Raw genomic sequence first — 22019 nt, 5'->3', positions numbered from 1 at the left:
CATTCCTGTATTGCAAATCGGGAGTCTGTTTTTACTCACTTATTATCTAAAAATCATTTCGAATTTTCTATATCCTCCGGCTTTACGCCGAAACATTCAGATGGAACCGTCCAATCAGTTATCGATCAGTTTCTTCTCATCCGTCCAGCTCATCAGCTTACGAAGCTCTGCGCCGACTTCCTCCAGCTGATGTTTGGATTCCATTCTTCTCTTCGCGTTGAAGTTGGTGCATCCGATCTGGTTCTCTAACAGCCAGTTGCGGGCGAATACGCCTTCCTGGATGTCCTTTAAAACCTGACGCATAGCGTTCTTGGTATCCTCGGTGATGATCTTCGGTCCGGTAATATAATCGCCGTACTCCGCCGTGTTGGAGATGGAATATCTCATGCCGGCGAAACCGCTCTGGTAGATCAGGTCTACGATCAGTTTCATCTCATGGATACATTCGAAATAAGCGCTCTCCGGCTCATATCCGGCTTCCACCAGAACTTCGAATCCACATTTCATAAGGGCTGTCACACCGCCGCACAGAACAGCCTGCTCGCCGAACAGGTCGGTCTCAGTCTCTTCACGGAAGGTCGTCTCCAGGACGCCCGCTCTTGCGCCGCCGATCCCCAGTGCATAGGCCAGGCCGATATCATGCGCTTTGCCGGTGTAATCCTGATGAACAGCGATCAGGCAGGGAACTCCCTTGCCTTCCTGATATGTACTTCTTACGGTGTGGCCCGGTCCCTTGGGAGCGATCATGATGACGTCCACATTCTTCGGCGGAATGATCTGTCCGAAATGAATCGCGAAACCATGGGCGAACATCAGCATATTACCCTCTTCCAGATTCGGAGCGATGGATTCGTTATACATCTTCGCCTGCTTCTCATCATTGATCAGGATCATAACGATGTCTGCCTTCTTTGCAGCCTCTGCCGCGGTATATACTTCAAATCCGGCTGCCTCAGCCTTAGCCCAGGATTTGCTGCCCTCGTACAGGCCGATAATCACATGAAAACCGGACTCCTTAAGGTTCAATGCATGTGCATGTCCCTGGCTGCCATAGCCGATGACTGCGATGGTCTTACCTTCCAGTAAAGCCAGGTTGCAATCTTCCTGATAAAAAATCTTTGCCATTTTACTCATCCTCCATTTTTTATAAAATGTACGCCGGAATCTCCCGGCAAAATATGGTTAAAGGTTATTTAAGCCTCTAGCACTCTTTAATCAAAATATCTGACATCCTTAGAACCGCGCGACAGTCCGGTAATCCCGGTTCTGGCCAGCTCCAGAATCTCATATCCGGATAACAGACCGATAAACGCGTCCAGCTTGGACTGGTTTCCTGTCAACTCAATAATAAGGGAATCCGGCGCCACATCCACGATATTCGCCCGGAAAATATTTGCCACCGCTATAATCGCCTGGCGATCCTCGGCCTGGGCCCGCACCTTTAACAGGATCAACTCCCTGCTCACCGATTCCTTATCTAATAACTTTTTGATATCAACCACATCCACCAGCTTGCGAAGCTGATTCTCGATCTGCTCAATAATCACCTCATCTCCGCGGACAACAACCGTCATCCTGGAAAATCTGGGATCTGCTGTCACTCCTACGGTCAGACTTTCAATATTATAGCCTCTGCGGCTGAACAAGCCCGCCACCCTGCTTAACACACCGGAGGTATTGTCAACCAACATTGATAATACGGTTTGATCCATACAGACAACCTGCTTTCTTTATAGAATTGTACTAAGTGTTATTCTATCAAGTCTTAAAATTTTTGTCAAATAGAATTTCAACACTTTACTGTGCTTAAGTAGGAAAGCAGGGGAGCCGTCCGCTCTTTGCACCCCCGACCCTTCGCTGAAACCTATCTCCCCAACAACCGTTCGACTAATTTAACCGCCTCAGCGGCATCCTTAGAATAGCCGTCCGCTCCGATTTCATCTGCATAGCTCTGGGTTATCACAGCGCCGCCGATGATTACCTTGGCTTCGATGCCGAGTTCTCTTACATAGGCGATGACATGGCGCATTTCCTGCATTGTGGTGGTCATCAGCGCGGACAGGCCGATGACGGCTGCGTGATATTCCATGGCAGCTTTGGCGATCTGTTCCTTGGGAACATCTTTGCCCAGGTCTATGACGTCGTAGCCGCAGTTCTTTAACATCAGTCCGACCAGGTTTTTGCCGATGTCGTGAATGTCTCCCTCCACGGTGGCAATGACGATGACCGGTTTTTCTTTTTGGCCTTCCTCCTGCTCCAGCATGGGTTCCAGATATTCGATCGCCTTTTTCATAACTTCCGCGCTGGATATCAGCTGGGGCAGGAAATAAATTTGTTTGTCGAAGAGTTCTCCCACCTCGTGGATGGCAGGGATCAGCATTTCATTGATAATGGCGGAAGGAGTGTATCCGTCTGCAAGTGCTGCTTTTACATGGTCCAGAATACCGCTTCGGTTCCCTTTCTTTACACTTTCATATACATGGGGGAGCTCTGCTATTGCTTGTGCTGCCTTCTGCGCCGGATTCGTTTCAGGTGTTTCAGCCGCTTTTCTGGCATTCATCCGATGGATGTAGGCCAGATCTCCATCCGGTTTGTTCATGAGCAGATCTGAGGCCAGCGCGCTGTTTACCAGAAGGTCCTGGGACGGGTTAGCGATAGCCATCGTCAGGCCCTGCTGTATCGCCATGGTCAAAAAGGCGGCGTTGATAAAACTGCGCTCGGGCAGGCCGAATGAAATGTTGGAAAGGCCCACGATCGTGGCCAGTCCTAACTCTTCCTTGCAGTAGCGGATGGTTTCCAGGGTCTCTAAGGCAGCTTTGGGATTCGCTCCTACGGTGGCCACCAGACCATCCACTACGATATCCTCTCTGGTGAAGCCAAGGGTTAACGCACGGTCCAGGATTTTTTGGATGATTTCTTTCTTTTCGTCCAGTGATTTTGGCAGACCCTCGTCGGACAGAGGAAGCAGGATGAACATGGCTCCGTATTTTCGGGCGATGGGCAGCAGCTTCTCGAACTTCTCCGTTTCCAGAGAAATGGAATTGATCAGCGCCCGTCCCGGATATCGCCGAAGCGCCGCTTCCATCACTTCGATATGGCTGGTATCCAGGCACAGGGGGAGGGGCGTTACAGCCGTCACCTCATCCAGTACTTTCAACATGGTTTCTTTTTCATCGATACCGTTCATTCCCACATTGATATCCAGCACGGATGCGCCGCATTCGGTCTGATCCTCCGCAAAGGACCGAACCATGCCATAGTCTCCGGCCCGCAGTTTTTCCTGAAACTTTTTCTTTCCGGTGGGATTGATCCTCTCTCCGACTATATGGAACCGATCGCCCAAACCAAACGCCAGCACCTTCCTTTCAGAAGCCAGCAGCCTTACGGGCGCTGCGGGCTGGAATGTGATGCGGCGGTCCGGAAGGGATGCTGCGAGCTTTCGTATAAACTCCGGTGTTGTGCCGCAGCAGCCGCCAAGAATCGTGGCACCCGCATCGATCAGCGCGTGCATGTGTTTTACATAGGTATCGGCATCCATATCGTATATCGTCTCACCGGCTTCATCGATACCGGGAAGACCCGCGTTCGGCTTCGCAATCAACGGCACCTTGGCGTATTTCTTCATCTCCCGCACGAAGTTTAGCATGGTGTCCGGGCCGGAGGAACAGTTTACGCCTACCGCGTCCGCCCCCAGGCTCTGAAGCACCACTACTGAAGTGGCCGGATCTGTCCCATAGAAAGTCCTGCCGTCGGTATGAAAGGTCATGGTAGCCATGACCGGCAGACTGCAGACCTCTCTGGCAGCTAACAAGGCGGCTCTGGTCTCCTGAAGGCTCATCATTGTCTCGACCACCAGCAGATCGACACCTGCCTGGTCAAGGAGGATGATCTGTTCTTTGTACACATCCACCAGCTCTTCAAACGCAAGGGTCCCAACGGGTGATAGCTGTTCACCGGTCATGGTAAGGTCACCGGCGATCAGAGCCTGCCCGGCGGAAGCCTCCTTTGAAATGGATACCAGGGAATGAATCAATTCCTCCATCCGGTCATCCAGACCGTATTCCTTAAGTTTCACCCGATTCGCTGTAAATGTCGGGGCGTAGAGAATATTGGTGCCCGCTGCCACATATTCCTGCTGAAGCTTAAGCATCACGTCCCTGTGCCCGGCGATCCAGGCCTCCGGGCAAACGCCGGACGGCATCCCCCGCTTCTGGAGATTAGATCCTGTGGCGCCATCCAATAGCACCAGATTCTTTGTTGTCCAGTCTCTGAATTCCTGTCTTGTCATTTTTCCCTCCCGTGTAAGCAGCGCGCCGCCAGATACGCTCTGTTAAACGGCAGCATAAAGTAATATCCATCCGCTGCATCCTTAAGTTCTTCCATCATCTGCCGGGCAATTCTGACTCCGGCCTCTTCTCCCTGCTCCTTCGACATCCCGGGATCAAACGCCTGAATCACCTGCTCCGGTACCTGTATCCCGGTCACTTCGTTGCGGATAAAGCATGCGTTCCGATAGCTGACCAGCGGCATGATACCACAGAGTATTCTGGTATCCACTTCTTTTTTAATTTTACGGATCCGCTCCGTTTCTTCTATAGAAAATATGGGCTGTGTCAAAAAATAGGAGGCACCTGCCTCTATCTTTTTCTCCATACGCCGGATCTCGGCATCCAGATTTTTACGTCCCTGATTGAGGGCACCTCCGTAGCAGATCGGTTCTTCCCGGAAATGCTCCTGGTTCATCTCTTTTAAAAACTGCATCAGAGTGATGGAGTTAAAATCGAAGACCCCTGTGATATCCCCTCTGTCCCCTCCGGCTACCGGATCGCCGGTTACCACGAGAAAATTACGGATACCATTGACGTATGCGCCCAGAAGCCCGGCCCGCAGAGCAATGGCATTCTTATCCCGGCAGGCGATGTGGGGCATAACCGGCAGGCCGGTCTCATGAAGTACCTTGGTTCCCATCAATAGGGAATCCACCCGTCCCCGCCCCATGGGCGAATCTGCGAATGTAATTATGTCAATCGGGGCGGTCTTTAAGGAATTAGCATACTCCATAATCCGGTCCGTATTGGCGTCGTAGGGAGGGTCTAACTCCACAGCGGTCACTTTTTCCCCCCTCTGCATTTTTTGAAGAAGCGGATTGGCAGCCGCTGCTTTTTTAAGGATCACCGGAGGATCTTCAGGTATCTGCCGCACAGCTGCATGCTGGAAATCCACCGTTTTCCCCACCGCTTCTATATAAGACGGATTCGTACCGCAGCAGCCTCCCAGCAGGTTCACTCCCAGCTCTGCGATATCGTTCATCCTCTGTCCAAAATACTGTCTTGTATCTTTGAAATCAGTCCGTCCGGAACTTAAGGCCGGATAACCGGAATTCGGAAATGCGGTGATAATCTTATCTTCCGGCAGCCGCAGTTTTCTCATCACCTGCCACAGATGTCCCGGACCTATCCCGCAGTTAAAGCCGATTCCGTCAATCTCCTCCATCTGGGCCGCCTCTTCCAGCAGTCTGGACGCGGGGATACCATATTTGGAATAACCGTAGCCGTTGACGCAGAAGGATACGAAGACGGCCGCATCGGACTTCTCTTTTAACCAATGGATCACGGGCTTTATATATTTCAAATCAGCAAAGGTTTCAAATAAAAACAGATCGGCCCCCTCACTCAAAAAAGAGTCGCAGATATAGCGGTACTCTTCTATCACATGCTCAGCCGTCTGGTGGATATCCATTGGAATCGGACCGATATCCGCCGCTGTCAGGACCGTACTCGTATCAGCCGGCTCATCCGCGTGTTCTCGGCTATAAGCCTCAGCCGCAGACCGGGCAATCCGGTATCCCGCCGCCGCGACCTGTCCCGCTTCCCTGCGGCCGCATTCCAGCCGCCTGGTGTTGGCCGCAAAGGTATTGGAGCGCAAAAATCGTGCACCGGCTTCCATATATGCCCGGTGCACCTGCCCTACCAGATCCGGCCGGCGCAGGTTATCCCATTCGGGGATTTTCGCGGTTCCGCCCTGCAGCCCGCTGTAATAGGTGCCGAAGGCCCCATCCCCTAAGAGTCTGTGCTCTTTCAGTCCTTTTATCCAATCCTTCATGTCTTCCTCCATGCCTGCGGTTTTCTGCATATACAGCTCTTTGTCCAACCGTTAATCTTCGAAATCAAACCGGAAATCCCACTGTTTTCGGCAGGTATCCATAATTTTCATCACGGTCAGAGTATCATCAAGCGGCACCCTGCTGCTTTCGGTCTTTCCCTCCCGCAGGCAGCGCATGGCCTCCATCGCCTCATATTCATAGCCATTGCAGATAAACGGCTCTTCAAAATGACGGATCACCTGATTATCATAATCCAGCACTGAAATCTTTGTCGCCTGGAAAAAGAATTCCCGGTTCAGCAGTACCTTCCCTTTAGTACCCTGGATATAGAAGAATACCAATTTCTCTGGCCCCAGACCGCTGGACAGTTGTGCATAAGCGCCGTTTTCATACTCTAACACGACACTGTTGGTATAGTCTACCTTTCTTTCACCCATAAATGCATGGCTGATCACTTTTACCGGTGTCTGCTGAAAAACGGACTGGGCATACATGATCGGGTACATACCCAGATCCAGTAAGGCCCCTCCCCCGTTCTCATAAGAATAGAGCCTGTGTGTCGAAGGCGCCGCGGTAAAAAAACGGCCCTCCGCCATCCGGATTTCTCCTAAGACCCCTTCCTTGATCCACTCCTGCAGTTTCAAAAAGGCGGGATGACATTTTGTCCAGACCGCTTCCATAAAAAACAGTTTCTTTTCTCTGGCCAGAAGAATCAGTTCCTCCGCCTGAACTGCATTGATCGTCAGAGGCTTTTCCGCCAGCACATTCTTTCCGGCCAGCAGGCAGCTTTTGATTCCCTCATAATGATATCTGGCCGGAGTCGCCACATAAACGATATCCACCTGGCGATCCGCCAGCAATTCCTCATAGGAACCGTACGCCTTCTGAATCTGATTCTGCCTGGCAAACCCATCGGCTTTCTCCAAAGACCTGGAACCGACCGCATACAGGTTCGCCTCCTGGCATGCACGCAGCGCCGCAGAAAAAACCCCCGCAATCCTGCCCGCTCCCATAATTCCCCAGTTAATCTTCTTCATTTTCATCCGCTTCCTCTCCCTATTCATCCTATTAGTCCATTTGGGACATGTCCATTTCAATTTGGGACATGTCCAATCCAGTCTGGGACATGTCCATTTTAGTCTGGGACATGTCCATTTCAGTCTGGGACATGTCCGTTTCAGTCTGGATCTTGCCCAATCCAGTTTAACCCGTCAAAGTTTACAACGTGACTGATTTACAAAAACAAGCTGCCTATCTGGTAAACCAGTACCGCCCCAAGCCATGCGACCACTAACTGAAACACTACCATTCCCAGCGTCCACCGGGTAGAATTAGTTTCTTTGCGAATCGTAGCGATCGTAGCCATACAAGGGGTATATAAAAGGCAGAAAATCATAAGCGCGTAAGCATTCAATGATCCAAATCCGTAAGCGCCCAAAGCCTCAGACATCTGCATCATACCGGCTGCTGAATTCACATTGGAGATTCCAAAAAGCACGGCAAAGCTGGATACCACTACTTCTTTCGCTGATAAGCCTGAAATTAGAGCTACGGCGATCTGCCACAGACCCAAACCAGCCGGAGCCAGGACCGGCACCAGGAACCGTCCGATCGAAGCGCCGAAGCTCATCGAGATATCCGACACCATCCCGGAGGGCCCGAAGTTCAGAACAAACCAGATCACTATGGAAGCGATGAAAATGGTCGTCCCCGCTTTGCTCAAGTAATCTTTCACCTTTTCCCACACATATATGACAATGGTACGTGCATTTGGCGATTTGTATTCAGGCAGTTCGATCAACAGGCTGTTGCTGCTTTTCCCTTTGAATACCCGATTGGATAGGAGGGCGATCAAAATGGCGAGCACAACCCCAATCACATACAGGGAAAACGCGGCCACCATCGCATAATCCTCGAAGAAAATATCCGCGAACAGTACATAGATCGGCAGTCTTGCCGAACATGACATAAAAGGGGTAACCAATATCGTCTTTTTCCGGTCGCTCTCGTGCTCCAGCGCCCTGGTAGCCATGACAGCCGGAACCGTACAGCCAAAGCCGAGGATCATAGGCAGAAATGCTTTTCCGGACAATCCGGCTTTTCCCATGATACCGTCCATGACATAAGCCACCCGGGCCATATAACCACTATCTTCCAATATGGCCAGTGCCAGGAACAAAATAAAGATGTTCGGCAGGAAGGTCAGTATTCCTCCCACTCCCGCGATGATTCCATCCACGATCAGTGAATTCAGCCAGCCGGCCGCGTGCAGGCTGGTGAGCAGATTCGACACCGTAACCGAAAACCAGCCCAGCGCCACTTCAAATCCGCCTTTCAGAAAATCGCCCACCGTAAACGTCAGAAAAAAGACCAGTGCCATAATTCCCAGAAAAATAGGGATCCCCCAGATCCGATGGGTCAAAACCTCATCAATCCGGTCCGTGCTGGCCAGTTTCTCTTTCTTATAAAATAGGCAGTCCTCGATTACTTCCTCAATATAATCATACTTCTGATTAATAATATCTTTTTCATAGTTGCGGTCGATGATCGCGGTCACATCCACCGGATGATGATTCATCACTTCCTCATCGTATTCCAGAAGCTTAATCGCATGCCACCTGAGATTTGCCGCATCCGGATAGCGTGCCTTGATCACCACTTCCAGCTTCGCAATCTTTTCCTCAATGGTGTCGTCATAGGTTACGACATGTTCCGCAGGTCCCTCCTGATAATGATGAATTACTGCATGCAGCAGCACGTCCAGGCCCGTCCTCTTCCTGGCGGATACCGGGACGACCGGAATCCCGCCTAACATTTCCGGAAGGCGGTGCAGATCCAGCTCCATCCCCCGCTCCTCCACAATGTCCATCATATTTAGGGCCAATATGACCGGCTTGCGAAGCTCAAGCAGCTGCATGGTCAGATAAAGATTTCTCTCCAGGGAGGACGCATCCACAATATTGATAATCACATCCACGTCATCACTCATAATACACTGGCGGCTGACCTTTTCCTCGATCGAATAGGAAGTCAGGCTGTAGATGCCCGGAAGGTCGATCAGCTTTAATTTGCTTCCTTTATAAGTGGTGGAACCCTCCTTTTTCTCAACCGTAACTCCCGGCCAGTTGGCCACCTTCAGATTAGCTCCGGTATAGGCATTAAATAAAGTCGTCTTACCACAGTTGGGATTTCCCACAAATGCGACGGATATCTTATCTTTCATTGCGCGATCTCCTTTACTTCGATTCCTTTGGCCACCTGTTTTCCGATTGCCCAGCGGGTCCCCCGCACCTTGATGATCACAGCCCCGTGCCGTTTTTTGTTGAAAATCCCGACCCGGGTCCCTTCATTGATCCCCAGGGCTTCTAATCTGCGGGTAATATTTTCCTCCAACCCCAAATCAACCACCTGATAAGATTGACCGATTGCTCCATCATAAAGCCTCATGTTTTCCTCCAGTGACGCATTTCGCTCTTCTCTACAAAATACGACTAATTTTTCTCTTCGTTTATCTTACGATTTTTCCAGGGGGATGTCAATAAAGTTAAATGCCCGTTATGTTACCCTCTAACAGAAACGATTTTTTTCGTGTTCGCGTGATACAGGTAAGCGAAGCCGGAATCGGACAGGATTTCTTTTCGCTGTTTCCGAAGATTCAGGCGGCTGGCGGTAACTTTTATCATACCGTAGCTTACGGCGCTGAGGACACGGGAGTGAGATCCTACAGCGAAAGCGGACAGAAGGGCCGGAACCGAAGAACTGTCCAGTTCGATCAGGGATTTGACGGTGGTCAGGGCGGCCTCGATACCGGACTGATGCATGATTCTGGTAAGTTTCCCTGTTTCCAGCTCTATTTTTTCCCGGAAGCTTTCACTGGATTTTTGTATTTCCTGCACGTCTTTGCATGATTTTAAACTATTTTCATAGGAATCTAATTCATGCCGGAATTGGAGCAGCTCATCCCGGTATTTCTGCCGGAAGGCAAGGATTTTTTTAAGAGGCACAGATTTATGGGGGGTCGGAAGTATATTCTGCATTACACAGTCAAGGCACCAACTGCCATTTTTCAAAGAAGAGTGCGTATTCCCATAGGCATAGGACAGATTAACCGGCCGATCCGTACCTACAGCGACAAATTGGCCGGTTCGTACGCCTTCGGCCTTCGCAAGATATTTTGCAAGTAGGGACATATAGAGCCTGGCGATTTCTTCATCCAGCACATACCAGTTGCCGATGCCGTCCCAGTGCAGAAGATTATGCCCGCGCATAAAATCATATAGTTTCCCGGTGGTTTTTTCCTGATGAAGCATAACGGGTAATTCATAGCAAGGCAGATTGTCCTCGTGCAGGTAATAGCGGCTGTAGTCCGTGTCGGGGAACCGCTGAGCCTGGACGCGGGCAGCCGCTCCCCTGGAGAAGCTTGACTTATGTAACCGCTGATCCGGCAAGCTCAGAGGATCGGATAACCGGTCTATGACTTCATTTTCAAAATCCGGCAGGAATTCTGATTGAAACAGACTGGACGGATACATGGGACGATAGCATTCCTGTTCCATGAGTTCACATATTTCAGGAGAAAGGGAAATCGTCTTATCCCCTTCCGGAACGATGGAGCTTACTTCGTCCCAATATAAGATTGCATTCCGAAGCCAGTTCTGGTCCTTAATGTTAATATTTGGATAATATAGAATTGATCTCAATTCATCCCTCCATTCCCATTCCGGGCGCTGCGGTTTGCCTTTTAGCCGCTTATCGGCCGGCATAAGCGGCAAACAGCTTCTTCGCCACAGGTACCGCGTAATCACTTCCTGCTCCGGCGCCCTCCAGGATAACGGCCACCACCAGATCCGGAGATTCCACATTGGAAAAGCCGACGAACCAGGCATGGCTTTTCGCTTTGTTGCTGCTGTACTCAGCGCTGCCTGTTTTCCCGGCCGCCGTGTAATTCTGGCCGGAAAGCTTGGTGGCCGTCCCCTCTTCCACCACATCGATCATGTAAGATTTCAGAAGCGCCGCTTCCCCTTCTGAGAGCAGGGCGCCATATTCGGCCGGCTTGTACTGTTTAACCTTATCCCCGGTATAATTTTCGATCCGGTCGATGAAATAAGGCTTCATCAGCACGCCGTTGTTGGCGATGGCTGAGGTGATCAGCGCCATATGCATGGGAGACACCAGTGTGCCCTCTCCCTGGCCGATGGCCGTCATCAGCTTCTGCGCCGTATCATCCTGGGCAGGCGCTATGAATTTACTCTTGCTGTAAGGGAGGGAGACCGGAAGTTCCTTGTTAAACAAAAGACTGTCACACAGGCTGTTAAAGGACCTCATATTCAGGTCCATCCCGATATTGGCATAGGAGGAATTACAGGAGTGGGCAAAGGACTCCATCAGATTCTGAACGCCGTGGGATTTGTGCTTATAGCAGTTGATCGTCACGTCATCAGCCGTAAATTCTCCATGGCAGTCATAGCTGTATTGCTCGTAATTCCCGTTCTCCCGTACATATTCCAGCGTAGTGATTATTTTAAAGGTGGAACCGGGAGGATACAGCCCCTGGGTCGCCCGGTTCAGTAACGCGGTACTTTCATTATCCTCTGCGGTCAGCGTATCCCACTGCTCCTGTATCTTATTCGGATCATACGTAGGTTTGGAGACCATGGCCAGCACTTTTCCGGTGGACGGTTCCAGTGCCACCACGGCGCCGTCATATTTGCCCATAGCGTCATAAGCGGTCTTTTGAAGCTCCACATCCAGAGTGGTTACCACATTATCACCGATGTTTTTCTCCCCTTTGAACTCATTTTCCAGCTGTTCCAGGAAAAAGGCGTGGGAGGACAGAAGGCTGAAATTTCCCAGGGATTCGATTCCGGTTTTTCCCACCGTGGAATACCCCACCACATGGGCAAACAGGTCTTTGTAGGGATAGCGCCTGGTCTCCGTACCGTCCCCGGACAATGCGGTTTCCGCCAGGACTTCCCCGTCATTTGCCAGGATTTTCCCCCGGATGTAACGGTCCGCAAAAGTATCCTGCCGCGAATTATAGGGATTGTTGATCACATCATCCGCCTGGGTCGTATTAAAATATACGAAATAGGCCATCAGCAGGGTAAACATCCCTACAAACAGATAGGCAACCAGTAAAAGCTCTCTATTTTTCTTTTTTCCGTCTCGCTTTTTCGGGCTTATCGTCCCGTTTTCTCCGTCCTGAAGATCCAGGTTCAGAATTTCCTGTTCCTTTTCGGATTTTTTGTTTTTGAACTTGAACATTGGCCTTACCATCCTCATCTTCTCTTAATAAATACATGCCCTGGATGATGGCAAACAGAATCAGCGTGCTGAGCATTGAGCTTCCGCCGTAGCTGACAAGCGGCAGCGTAACCCCGGTGGAGGGGATGAACTTTGTGACACCCCCGATGGTCAGAAACACCTGAAAACCATAGACGGTTCCCAGACCCAACGCCACCAGTTTATAAAAATCATCCTTGATCTGCATCGCGATATTGATAAACATCAAAAAACAGCTGACACAGATCAGGATCAGACACAGTGCAAAGATCCCGCCCAGTTCCTCGGAAATGGCAGAAAAGATAAAATCCTGATCCACCACGGGAATCTTATCCGGCGATCCCTGGAATAACCCCATGCCGAACCAGCCTCCGGTCCCTATGGCGAACAGGGACTGCGTGATCTGATATCCCTCTTTTTCAATCACGTCCCACGGATTACTCCAGGCCAGTACCCTGGTGCGCACATGGCCGAACAGGAAATAGCCGGCCACAGCGGCGACACAGCCTCCGGCCAGCCCGCCCATCAGGTACAAGGGTTTTCTCGATGCCACATAAAGCATGATCAGATAGACAACGAAATAGATCAGCGCCCCGCCCAGATCTTTGGAAAGCACCAGGATCAGTACATGAGCCACCGCCACTGCGGTTGCCTTTACAATATCCTTAAATTCCGTAGACCTGCTAAGCAGCGCCGCCACGAAAAACACAAAACTGATCTTAACAAACTCGGACGGCTGTACCGAAAGCTGCCCGAAGGATATATTCAGTTTTGCCCCGTATACCCTGCTGCCGGCGACGGCCACGACTCCCAGCAGCCCGATCCCCGCAGCCGCATACAGCCATGTAAGATTCCGCAGGAACTTCATCTTCCGCACCAGGAAGGGCACGAGAAGCGACACGGCGGCTGAGACAGCCACGATCACAAACTGCCGCTTGGATTTGTCAAAAGAAAGCCTGGTGAGAATAATAAAACCGATGGAAAGCAGCATACACATATTATTGACCACCAGACGCGAAGCCTTTGGGTAAGCCACATGATAAAAAGCCAGGATCGCCGCCAGCAAAATCACCTGCTCCGCATAGAAAAACAGGATCTGAAGATTATTTGTTTGCAAATACATCACCAGATAAGCAGTCAGATGAATGAGAAACATCAGCGTATTCTGTTTCCGGAAAATATTCCTCTGCCGGACCGGGTCGCCATGCGTGAATACCGTATAGCTCTGGAACGTATACATGGCAATCAATATGATCATCAGATATTTGGATAACTCAACGATGACATGAACCATTATTCAACGCCTCTCTTGAAATGTCCTCTTGTAAATTCCTTCCAGGGCATGTCTGTCTGAATGCCATGAATATAGCGGTCTATATAAAGCCGTGCCGCTTTCAACGCCTCCGCCCCGGTCTCGATGGTAAAATCCAGCCGGATGGCCGCAGGCCTCAGGGACTTGATGTCCGTGTCCTGATCCAGCAATACCAGAGGAACGGAATTGTAAATCACATTATAGCAGCTTTCCGGCATACAAAAATTCTTGACATAAAAATACTTCTGATACCTGTCCTTCAGCCGTCTTGTCTGCGGAACATGGGTACAGGCATCCGCTGTCTTTAACAGGCACTGTGCCGATACCATCATGGGCAGATGCCCATAGGCAATGATTTCACTGCCTTCGCAGCCTCTTGCCCTTAACTCTTTTAAGTTCAGCTCCACAGGCGCGGTATCCCGGCCGCAGCCCTTTGCCGCCCAGAATCCGCGGCTTCTTTTGTTAAAAGTATATACGTTGGCATCCACGACCACGGGTTTTGCAAAGGAATGACGCTCCAGGAATTCGTATTCCTCGTAATTTCGTATGACGATGCCGTCAAGACCGGCTTCCATCAGCCTGTCCCAGTTCGCATCAAATGCATGTCTTAAGCTTTCCCTGAAAATGACCGGAAGAACCAGATAACATTGTTTCTTATGCCGGTGAATCTCTTCCGTCCATCGCTTCAGATCAGCCGGTTCTGCTTTTTCCTCCAATACAGAGGGAAATAGAGAGTAGTTCACATACAGATCCGATATCTCTTCCAGTGTAACAAGAACCTCCAGCTGTTCTGCTTCTTCCACATAAGCCCGGATACGCAAAATAGCTTCCTGCTCTTCGCGGGTACCCGCATCCGCAGCTCTCTTATCGTTCTCCCCCTCCCAGATACCAGGAGCGGTCCGCCTAAAAGGAGCTAACAGTTCCCGCTCCAGGGCCTCCAGGGCATTCCTTCGAATTTCATTGACCGCCTGTAACGGGAAAAAGAGACCCTCTTCCATTTCGATCTGGAGCTGTCCGAACACAAAGGGGGTATTTCCTGTTTTCCGGAGCTGCTTTTCCACCTGTTCCTTTTGAACAGGCCGTTGTTTTGCCTGCTCCGCACGGGCCCCCGTCACAGTGACGGATGCATTCCGGGTACTTACACAGAGTTTAGCATGATTATCTTTAGAAAGTATTAACATACCATTAATTTTTTCTTTGGATTGGTTCCCGACATAGTCTCTGCGCAGCGTCTCCATGAGGTCTCCCATACGGATCTCTCCGCCCCCATTGTTTAAGCTTAACATCTTCCGGCCGTTGTGCTGGAGATAATAGCCTTTTGTGAATCCTTCCCGGCTGAACAGACATTCCAGTTCTCTGCGGTCTTTCTCCGAAACCCGATAGTTTCTCCTCCCCTGTTCCAGATAAAGATCCAGATATTTCCGGTAAATCCGGACCACACCCGCCACGTATTCCGGCTGCTTCATTCTTCCCTCGATCTTCAAGGAGGTCACTCCGGCTTCCAGAATGTCTGGAAGGAGATCAATGGTGCACAGATCCTTCATACTTAACAAATGTGAAGCAGAGGCCGGTACCGCTTGTTTTCCCCGGCCTTTCCATTCATAAGGCAGCCGGCAGGGCTGGGCACATCTGCCCCGGTTACCGCTTCTGCCTCCCAATATACTGCTTAACAGGCACTGGCCGGAATAGCAGTAGCACAGCGCCCCATGGATAAACGTCTCGATCTCCAGGCCGGTCTGTTCCCGGATCCTGCGGATCTCCACAAGCGTTAGTTCTCTGGCAGGAACCACACGGGATACCCCTTCTTTTTCCAGGAATCCCGCTCCCAGCGGGCCGGTGATGGTCATCTGGGTGCTGGCATGTACAGGCAGATCCGGAAAATACTTCCGGACAAAGGATAAAACCCCCACATCCTGTACGATCACCGCGTCCAGTCCTTCCTCATAATAAGGCAGCAGGTACTCGTACAGTTCCGTCTCCAGTTCCCGTTCCTTCAATAAGGTATTCACCGTCAAATAGATCTTCTTTCCGCGCAAATGGGCTTCCCGAAGTGCCTGCAGCAGAGAATCCTCCTGTGGATTATCCGCGTAGGCTCTGGCCCCGAATCTGCTTCCGCCCATATAGACCGCATCCGCGCCCGCCTGCACCGCCGCCCGGAAGCTGTCATAAGAACCGGCCGGAGCCAGCAGTTCGATTTTTTTTCTGTCTATCATATCTTCTACTCCCATTCATTTCGATCTTTATCATACAGGGAATCATCTTTTTTTCCGACTTCTTCTATCTGAATGAAAAAGGACGTGGGATTTCGACAATCTCACGCCCCCGCCTTATCCATTTATCCTGAGTATCCGTCATCTTTTACGCCCGTCCAGTTCGGTTTCCAGCTTCACGATCTGTTTTTGGAGATCGTAGGTCTTAGTCTGCATTTCCTTCATGGCCTTTTCCATATTCTCCAGCTGTACCTGCGCGGCGATCATTTCATGCTTCAGATCATACATCTCTTTGTCTTTTGCTTCCATCTCTTCGGACAGGAGATCCGACTGCTTTTTGGCTTTAAAATAATCATCGGCAATGTTCAGCAGAACCATCAGATTCCGGTTCTCGCCGGACTGCTTGCGAAAATTTTCTACCTGGTTGAATTCTTCCAGCCTGTTATTGATATAAGTGGCAACCTTATGCAGGTATTCTTCGCCTTCTACCCCTGCCAGATGGTAAACCTTACCGTCGATCAGCACTTCCGTATGATTCTTCTCTGCCATCATTCCCACCCCTTCTGTCCTAAGCATCCTATTTCTATTATAAACAAATTTGTCTAAAAAACAACCTTTTTATAAGGTCTCATTTCCCAAACCCAGATGCCGGTAAGCCAGATCGGACGCCATCCGTCCGCGGGGCGTGCGGAGCAGAAAGCCGTTCTGCACCAGATAGGGCTCATAGACATCCTCTATGGTACCGGCATCCTCGCCGATGGCCGCCGCCAGGGTATCCAGTCCCACAGGACCGCCGCTGAACTTCTCGATCAGTGTGCGTAAGATCGTCCTGTCGATCTGATCCAGCCCCATCCGGTCCACATCCAGCAGATCCAGTGCGAATCTGGCCACATCCTCTGTGATATTTCCGTCGTATTTTACCTGGGCGAAATCCCTGGTTCTCTTCAAAAGCCGGTTTGCAAGTCTCGGCGTGCCTCTGGAGCGTCTCGCGATCTCCTCCGCTCCCTTGGCATCGATCCGTACCTTCAGCACTTTCGCCGAACGGATGACGATGGTCTGCAGTTCCTCCACCGTGTAGAATTCCAGATGATGAACTACCCCGAACCGGTCCCGCAGCGGAGCGGTCAAAAGCCCAGCCCTGGTCGTCGCCCCCACCAGCGTGAATTTCGGCAGATCCAGACGGATCGAACGGGCGGTAGCCCCTTTTCCGATCAGGATGTCAATCGCGTAATCCTCCATCGCCGGATAGAGCACCTCCTCCACCTGCCGGTTCAGCCGGTGAATCTCATCTACAAACAGCAGATCCCCTTCCTGCAGATTATTCAGGATCGCCGCCATCTCGCCCGGTTTCTCGATGGCCGGCCCGGAGGTGACTTTTATATTCACTTCCATCTCATGCGCGATAATACCGGCCAGTGTGGTTTTACCCAGACCGGGAGGGCCGTAGAACAGCACATGGTCCAAAGCTTCCCCCCGCTGTTTTGCCGCCTGTATAAACACTTTCAGATTCTTTTTGGCTTTTTCCTGGCCGATGTATTCATCCAGGGTCTGCGGCCGCAGACTATGCTCGATTTTCAGATCCTCTTCCAGGGTCTGTGTGGTTATGATCCGTTTCTCCATACTAATCTCCCGCTATTCTTTATAAAAAGGACATTTTTTTCAGCGCGCCTTTTAATATCGCCTCTACATCCATATCGTCCGTGATATCAACCGCTTTCACCGCATGCAGCGCGTCGGTGCTGGAATACCCAAGTGCCACAAGCGCCTGCACCGCTTCGTCCCTGGCATCTGAAGCAGCCTTTTGCTGTCCGGTCAGGTTATGCTCCCGTTTCCGTTCAAAGGCATCCTCCAGTTTTAATTTATCCTTTAATTCCAAAATAATCTTCTGGGCGGTTTTTCCGCCGATCCCGGGAGCTTTGGAGATGGTCTTCGCGTCGTCTGACAGGACCGCGAAACGAAGATCGTCTGCCGACAATCCGGATAGAACCCCCAGAGCCGCTTTGGGGCCTATCCCATTTACATTTAGCAGCAGCTGGAATATTTCCAGATCATCCCTGGTCAGAAAACCATAGAGCTGCATGGCATCCTCCCTGACATTAAAATAGGTGTGCAGCTTTATCTGTGCCCCCACAGCCGGAAGCTCCGATAATGTCTGTGTACTGATAAAAACCCGGTATCCGATATTCCCCGCTTCGATAATCAGGGCGTTATCTTCCACCTCGGCCAATTCTCCTTTTATATAAGCGATCATTTTATCCTCCTGTTCCCGGCGGGCAGTTTTTTCAAAACCTCCCTGGCCGCTACACCGATCAGCATTCCGGTAATCACTCCGGAGACCAGAAGCGGCGGCATATAATACGCGAGGCTGACGTTCTCCACAACCGCCATGGCCACCAGAATCTGGCCCACATTGTGGAACACTCCGCCTGCCATGCTCACTCCAATCACACTGAAACGGTTCCACCTTCTCAACAGCACCATGACCAGAAAGCTCAGCATCCCTCCGGCCAGGCTGTATAAAATACTGTATAGATTGCCAAACAGAAAGCCAGCCAGCAGAATTCTGGCAAAAGATACGGCCAGTGCCTCCTTTGTCCCCATCAGATACAATACCAGTACGATCACAGCATTCGTCAATCCCAGCTTCACACCCGGGATACCAAAATAAAATGGAATCAGGGACTCTATATAACTGGCAATAAGGGCAAATGCGGTAAACATTCCCAGAAACGCTATTTTATGCTTCAACTTTCACCCTCCTAATGCGCAACTGCATCTACCCCTGCCGCGTCTCCATCCGGATTTTTGCCGCCTTTCACCTCGGCCACTACCTGATTAGGCAGGCATACGATGGTTTCCCCGTTGCGCTGTATCGCCTTTTGATGCACACAGAGCTTATCCGGGCAGTCCGCCCAGACCATATCCGCTTTACCGTCCCGGATCTCCAGGCGGTTCGTCCCCTGAATATCGATGACCGTGTCTTGGCTTAAGGGATACGTCCCATATAGTTTTCCCTCCACGGTTACCACGACTTCTTTCCCCGGCTTATGAATCATCCAGGTATTTACCACATAAAGGCCGGCCGCTATCACAATCACTGCCGCCAGCAGCATCCAGTCATTTTTCCTCATACTCTGCTCCTTACAATCTTGTACCATTCTAGCACAAATACTTGCCCGGTTGCAATGTTTATAAACGATTTGGGAGGGGACTTGCCGTACATAAAATATTTGCGGCTCAAGAGGGATTATGGTAGAATGGGTCTATCATGAAAAAAGGAGTTTGGCTATGGGTGTTTATAAAAAACCGGAGGAACGATACGAAGAGACCCGTTCTTCGGCGTATACATTTTTGATTGTGGGGGGGATCGGACTCATTCTGGATCTGCTGGGCTTCGCCGGTATTCTGCCGCTCCCCTTTGGAAGGGAAAGCAATACTCTGATGCTCAGTGTGATGGGGATTCTATTCGTGGCCTGTGTGGTTTTTGGGGTGTATTCCATGAAGTCTGCGAAAAAGATATCGGAACAGGTGGCGGTGGAAAACGCGCAGACAGAAGAAATCCTGACCTGGTTTCAAAAGACGATCGCCGCTGACGCACTGGAAGCTGGGATTGATACGGATTTTTCTGAGGAAGAACGCTATTTTAAACGGCTGGAAAATATTAAGGATGTCATTATCCGGTCATATGGGGAACTGGAAGAATCCTATCTGGATAAACTGGTCGATGACCTGTACCTGATATTTTTTTCGGAAGATTAAGTATATGGGGTGGGCTGACTCAGCCGGTTACATGGATAAAATAAAATGCAGTCTCTTGTTTATAAAAAGAGCAGCCTCCATTTTCAGGAAGACTGCTCTTTCTTATTTCATAGGAAAGTGCTCCGATGAAATGAAAAAGAGTTTCGCAAGCGAAACTCTTTTTCATGTTTATTATCAGGACTCTTCAGAACCACTCTCCGCAGCCGCTGCTCTGGCCGCCACTTCTTTTTCCTGGATATCGGAAGGCGCCTGTTCATAACGGGCGAACTCGTATCTGTAATCACCCCGTCCTCCGGTCATGGAACGAAGGTCGGTGGAGTATCCATATAATTCCATCATCGGGATATCTGCCTCGATCACCTGTTTACCGCCGGCTGTAGGATTCATACCGAGCACACGGCCCCGTCGTTTGTTCAGGTCACCCATTACATCACCGGTAAATTTATCCGGAACCGTTACCTTCAGGGAAGCGATCGGCTCTAACAATACGGGGGAAGCATCCATAAAGCCTTTCTTGAAGGCCAGAATCGTCGCCATCTTGAAGGCCATTTCCGATGAATCCACCGGATGGAAGGAACCATCATATAAGGTGGCTTTCACGCCCACTACCGGATAACCGGCGAGAGGGCCCTTCTGCATGGAGTCCGCAAGTCCTTTTTCCACCGCCGGGAAATAGTTCTTCGGTACGGCACCGCCCACAACGATCTGTTCAAAAATGAAAGATTTCTCCAGATCACCGGAAGGTTCAAAGGTCATCTTCACATGACCATACTGGCCATGGCCGCCGGACTGCTTCTTATGTTTTCCTTCCACATCGGATTTCTTCCGGATCGTCTCGCGGAATGCCATCTTCGGCTTGGTCAGCTCAATTTCTACTTTATACTCATCCTGCAGTTTGCTGGTAATGATATCCAGATGCTGGTCTCCCATTCCGTATAACAGGGTCTGACGGTTTTCCCCGTCATTGACTGCCTTAATGGTCAGATCTTCGATCATCAGCTTATTCAGTGCCTGGGATATCTTATCCTCGTCGCCCTTATTCTTGGCTTTGTATCTCTTGTATGTATAAGGTACGGACATCTCCGTCTTGCCGTAGGCGATCGGAATCGCTTTCGTTGCCAGGGTATCACCGGTTCTGGCGGCTGAGAGCTTGCCAATCGCACCGATATCACCGGCATGAAGCTCTTTTACCTCGATGGGTTTGTTCCCCTGGAGTACATAGAGCTTGTTCAGTTTCTCTTCTGTATCTTTATCTGTATTGTACAGCACATCGTCATTCTTGATTACACCGGAAACCACTTTGATCAGCGAATACTTACCGATGAACGGGTCTACGATTGTCTTAAAGATATAAGCAGATTTTGCTTTCTGGAAATCATAATTTCCTTCAAATATCTCATTGGTCTTCTTATTCAGGCCGACGCACTGGCGTTTGTCCGGGCTGGGGAAATATTTTACGATATCGGTCAGCAGATTATGGATGTTCCTCAGTTCCACAGCGGAACCCATCTCCACCGGTACGATCGAGCAGTCATCAATATTAAACCGAAGGGCTGCGCGAATCTCATCCACGGAGAATTCATCTCCTGAGAAATACCGCTCCATGAATTCATCGCTGGTCTCAGCTACAGAATCCATCAATGCCTCACGGTAAATATCCAGGTACTCTTTACAATAATCCGGGATCTCACACTCTTCCCTTTTTCCTTTGTCTATAAAACGGCGGCCCGCCATCTTAACAACATTGACATAACCGACAAACTTTTCATTTTCACGGATCGGCTGGAACAAAGGTGCTATTTTCTTTCCATACATATTGGTTAAAGTTTCCACTACTTCACGGAAACTGGCATTGTCCACGTCCATGTCGCTTACGTAAAACATTCTGGGCAGATTGTATTTTTCGCAGAGATCCCAGGCTTTTTCCGTACCGACTTCCACGCCTGCTTTGCCTGAAACGACGATAATCGCCGCGTCAGCTGCCGCAACCGCTTCTTCCACTTCGCCCACAAAATCAAAATATCCGGGAGAATCCAATATATTAACCTTCACGCCTTCCCATTCCAGAGGGATCACGGAAGTAGAAATTGAAAACTTTCTCTTGATCTCTTCTTTGTCATAATCACTTATGGTGTTTCCGTCCTCGACTCTTCCCATCCGGCTTGTAATACCAGCTAAATATGACATAGCCTCTGCCAAAGTAGTCTTTCCTGAACCGCCGTGGCCTAATAAAACGACATTTCGAATTTTGTCCGTGGTATAAACGTTCATATGAATTCCTCCGATACTGTTAGATTTACAGCGGTAAACCGCCCCGCTGCATGCTGGAAATGTCCATGGGTATATTCTACTA

18 protein-coding genes are annotated in these 22019 nt (G+C 50.2%); 1 reads left to right on the top strand and 17 read right to left on the bottom strand.

The window, feature by feature from the left end:
* Positions 1–114: 114 nt before the first annotated feature.
* From ilvC to ABC831_RS15270, 16 genes are all read right to left on the bottom strand, one after another.
* Complete coding sequence (gene ilvC, locus ABC831_RS15345) at positions 115–1125, bottom strand: ketol-acid reductoisomerase (protein ID WP_343248984.1); 1011 nt, start codon at positions 1123–1125, stop codon at positions 115–117.
* An 86-nt stretch (positions 1126–1211) separates the two neighbouring features.
* Positions 1212–1712: an acetolactate synthase small subunit gene (gene ilvN, locus ABC831_RS15340; RefSeq protein ID WP_343248983.1), complete on the bottom strand. Its 501-nt coding sequence runs from the start codon at positions 1710–1712 to the stop codon at positions 1212–1214.
* 152 nt (positions 1713–1864) lie between these two features.
* The gene (locus ABC831_RS15335; RefSeq protein ID WP_343248982.1) at positions 1865–4288 is read right to left on the bottom strand and encodes a homocysteine S-methyltransferase family protein; all 2424 of its coding nucleotides are present in this window, start codon (positions 4286–4288) and stop codon (positions 1865–1867) included.
* Positions 4285–6102, bottom strand: a complete 1818-nt coding sequence (locus ABC831_RS15330) for a bifunctional homocysteine S-methyltransferase/methylenetetrahydrofolate reductase (protein ID WP_343248981.1) — start codon at positions 6100–6102, stop codon at positions 4285–4287. The genes ABC831_RS15335 and ABC831_RS15330 overlap by 4 nt, the downstream gene beginning before the upstream one ends.
* 51 nt (positions 6103–6153) lie before the next feature.
* Entirely contained in the window at positions 6154–7146 is a 993-nt protein-coding gene (locus ABC831_RS15325) for a Gfo/Idh/MocA family protein (RefSeq protein WP_343248980.1), read from the bottom strand.
* 191 nt (positions 7147–7337) lie between these two features.
* Positions 7338–9326 (bottom strand): ferrous iron transport protein B, encoded by a 1989-nt coding sequence (gene feoB / locus ABC831_RS15320; protein ID WP_343248979.1) that lies wholly within the window; start codon positions 9324–9326, stop codon positions 7338–7340.
* Positions 9323–9550, bottom strand: coding sequence for a FeoA family protein (locus ABC831_RS15315; protein ID WP_343248978.1), 228 nt, complete (start codon positions 9548–9550; stop codon positions 9323–9325). The genes feoB and ABC831_RS15315 overlap by 4 nt, the downstream gene beginning before the upstream one ends.
* Before the next feature lie 113 nt (positions 9551–9663).
* Positions 9664–10803 (bottom strand): DUF6236 family protein, encoded by a 1140-nt coding sequence (locus ABC831_RS15310; RefSeq protein WP_343248977.1) that lies wholly within the window; start codon positions 10801–10803, stop codon positions 9664–9666.
* A 49-nt stretch (positions 10804–10852) separates the two neighbouring features.
* A complete protein-coding gene (locus ABC831_RS15305) occupies positions 10853–12367 on the bottom strand; it encodes a peptidoglycan D,D-transpeptidase FtsI family protein (protein ID WP_343248976.1) in 1515 nt (504 codons plus the stop codon).
* Entirely contained in the window at positions 12249–13679 is a 1431-nt protein-coding gene (locus ABC831_RS15300; protein WP_343248975.1) for an FtsW/RodA/SpoVE family cell cycle protein, read from the bottom strand. The genes ABC831_RS15305 and ABC831_RS15300 overlap by 119 nt, the downstream gene beginning before the upstream one ends.
* Positions 13679–15910 (bottom strand): U32 family peptidase, encoded by a 2232-nt coding sequence (locus ABC831_RS15295; protein WP_343248974.1) that lies wholly within the window; start codon positions 15908–15910, stop codon positions 13679–13681. Before ABC831_RS15295 ends, ABC831_RS15300 begins: the two co-directional genes overlap by 1 nt.
* Before the next feature lie 138 nt (positions 15911–16048).
* Positions 16049–16459, bottom strand: a complete 411-nt coding sequence (locus ABC831_RS15290; protein ID WP_158355041.1) for a cell division protein ZapA — start codon at positions 16457–16459, stop codon at positions 16049–16051.
* 66 nt (positions 16460–16525) lie between these two features.
* Positions 16526–17527, bottom strand: coding sequence for a Holliday junction branch migration DNA helicase RuvB (ruvB, locus tag ABC831_RS15285; protein ID WP_343248973.1), 1002 nt, complete (start codon positions 17525–17527; stop codon positions 16526–16528).
* Positions 17528–17546: 19 nt separating this feature from the next.
* On the bottom strand, positions 17547–18158 hold the full coding sequence (gene ruvA / locus ABC831_RS15280) for a Holliday junction branch migration protein RuvA (RefSeq protein ID WP_343248972.1): 612 nt from the start codon (positions 18156–18158) through the stop codon (positions 17547–17549).
* Positions 18155–18655, bottom strand: a complete 501-nt coding sequence (locus ABC831_RS15275) for a Gx transporter family protein (protein ID WP_343248971.1) — start codon at positions 18653–18655, stop codon at positions 18155–18157. Before ABC831_RS15275 ends, ruvA begins: the two co-directional genes overlap by 4 nt.
* An 11-nt stretch (positions 18656–18666) precedes the next feature.
* Entirely contained in the window at positions 18667–19038 is a 372-nt protein-coding gene (locus ABC831_RS15270) for a NusG domain II-containing protein (RefSeq protein WP_343248970.1), read from the bottom strand.
* 157 nt (positions 19039–19195) lie between these two features.
* Here ABC831_RS15270 and ABC831_RS15265 point away from each other — a divergent pair, with 157 nt between their 5' ends.
* Positions 19196–19666: a hypothetical protein gene (locus ABC831_RS15265; protein WP_343248969.1), complete on the top strand. Its 471-nt coding sequence runs from the start codon at positions 19196–19198 to the stop codon at positions 19664–19666.
* A 174-nt stretch (positions 19667–19840) separates the two neighbouring features.
* On the opposite strand, the gene ABC831_RS15260 is transcribed toward ABC831_RS15265, so the two are convergent.
* Positions 19841–21937, bottom strand: coding sequence for an elongation factor G (locus tag ABC831_RS15260; protein WP_343248968.1), 2097 nt, complete (start codon positions 21935–21937; stop codon positions 19841–19843).
* Between the last annotated feature and the right edge of the window lie 82 nt (positions 21938–22019).

Source organism: Diplocloster hominis (assembly GCF_032380655.1).
In the GTDB taxonomy this organism is placed as follows: Bacteria; Bacillota; Clostridia; order Lachnospirales; family Lachnospiraceae; genus Diplocloster; species Diplocloster hominis.
This window is presented reverse-complemented; position numbering and strand designations above follow the sequence as displayed.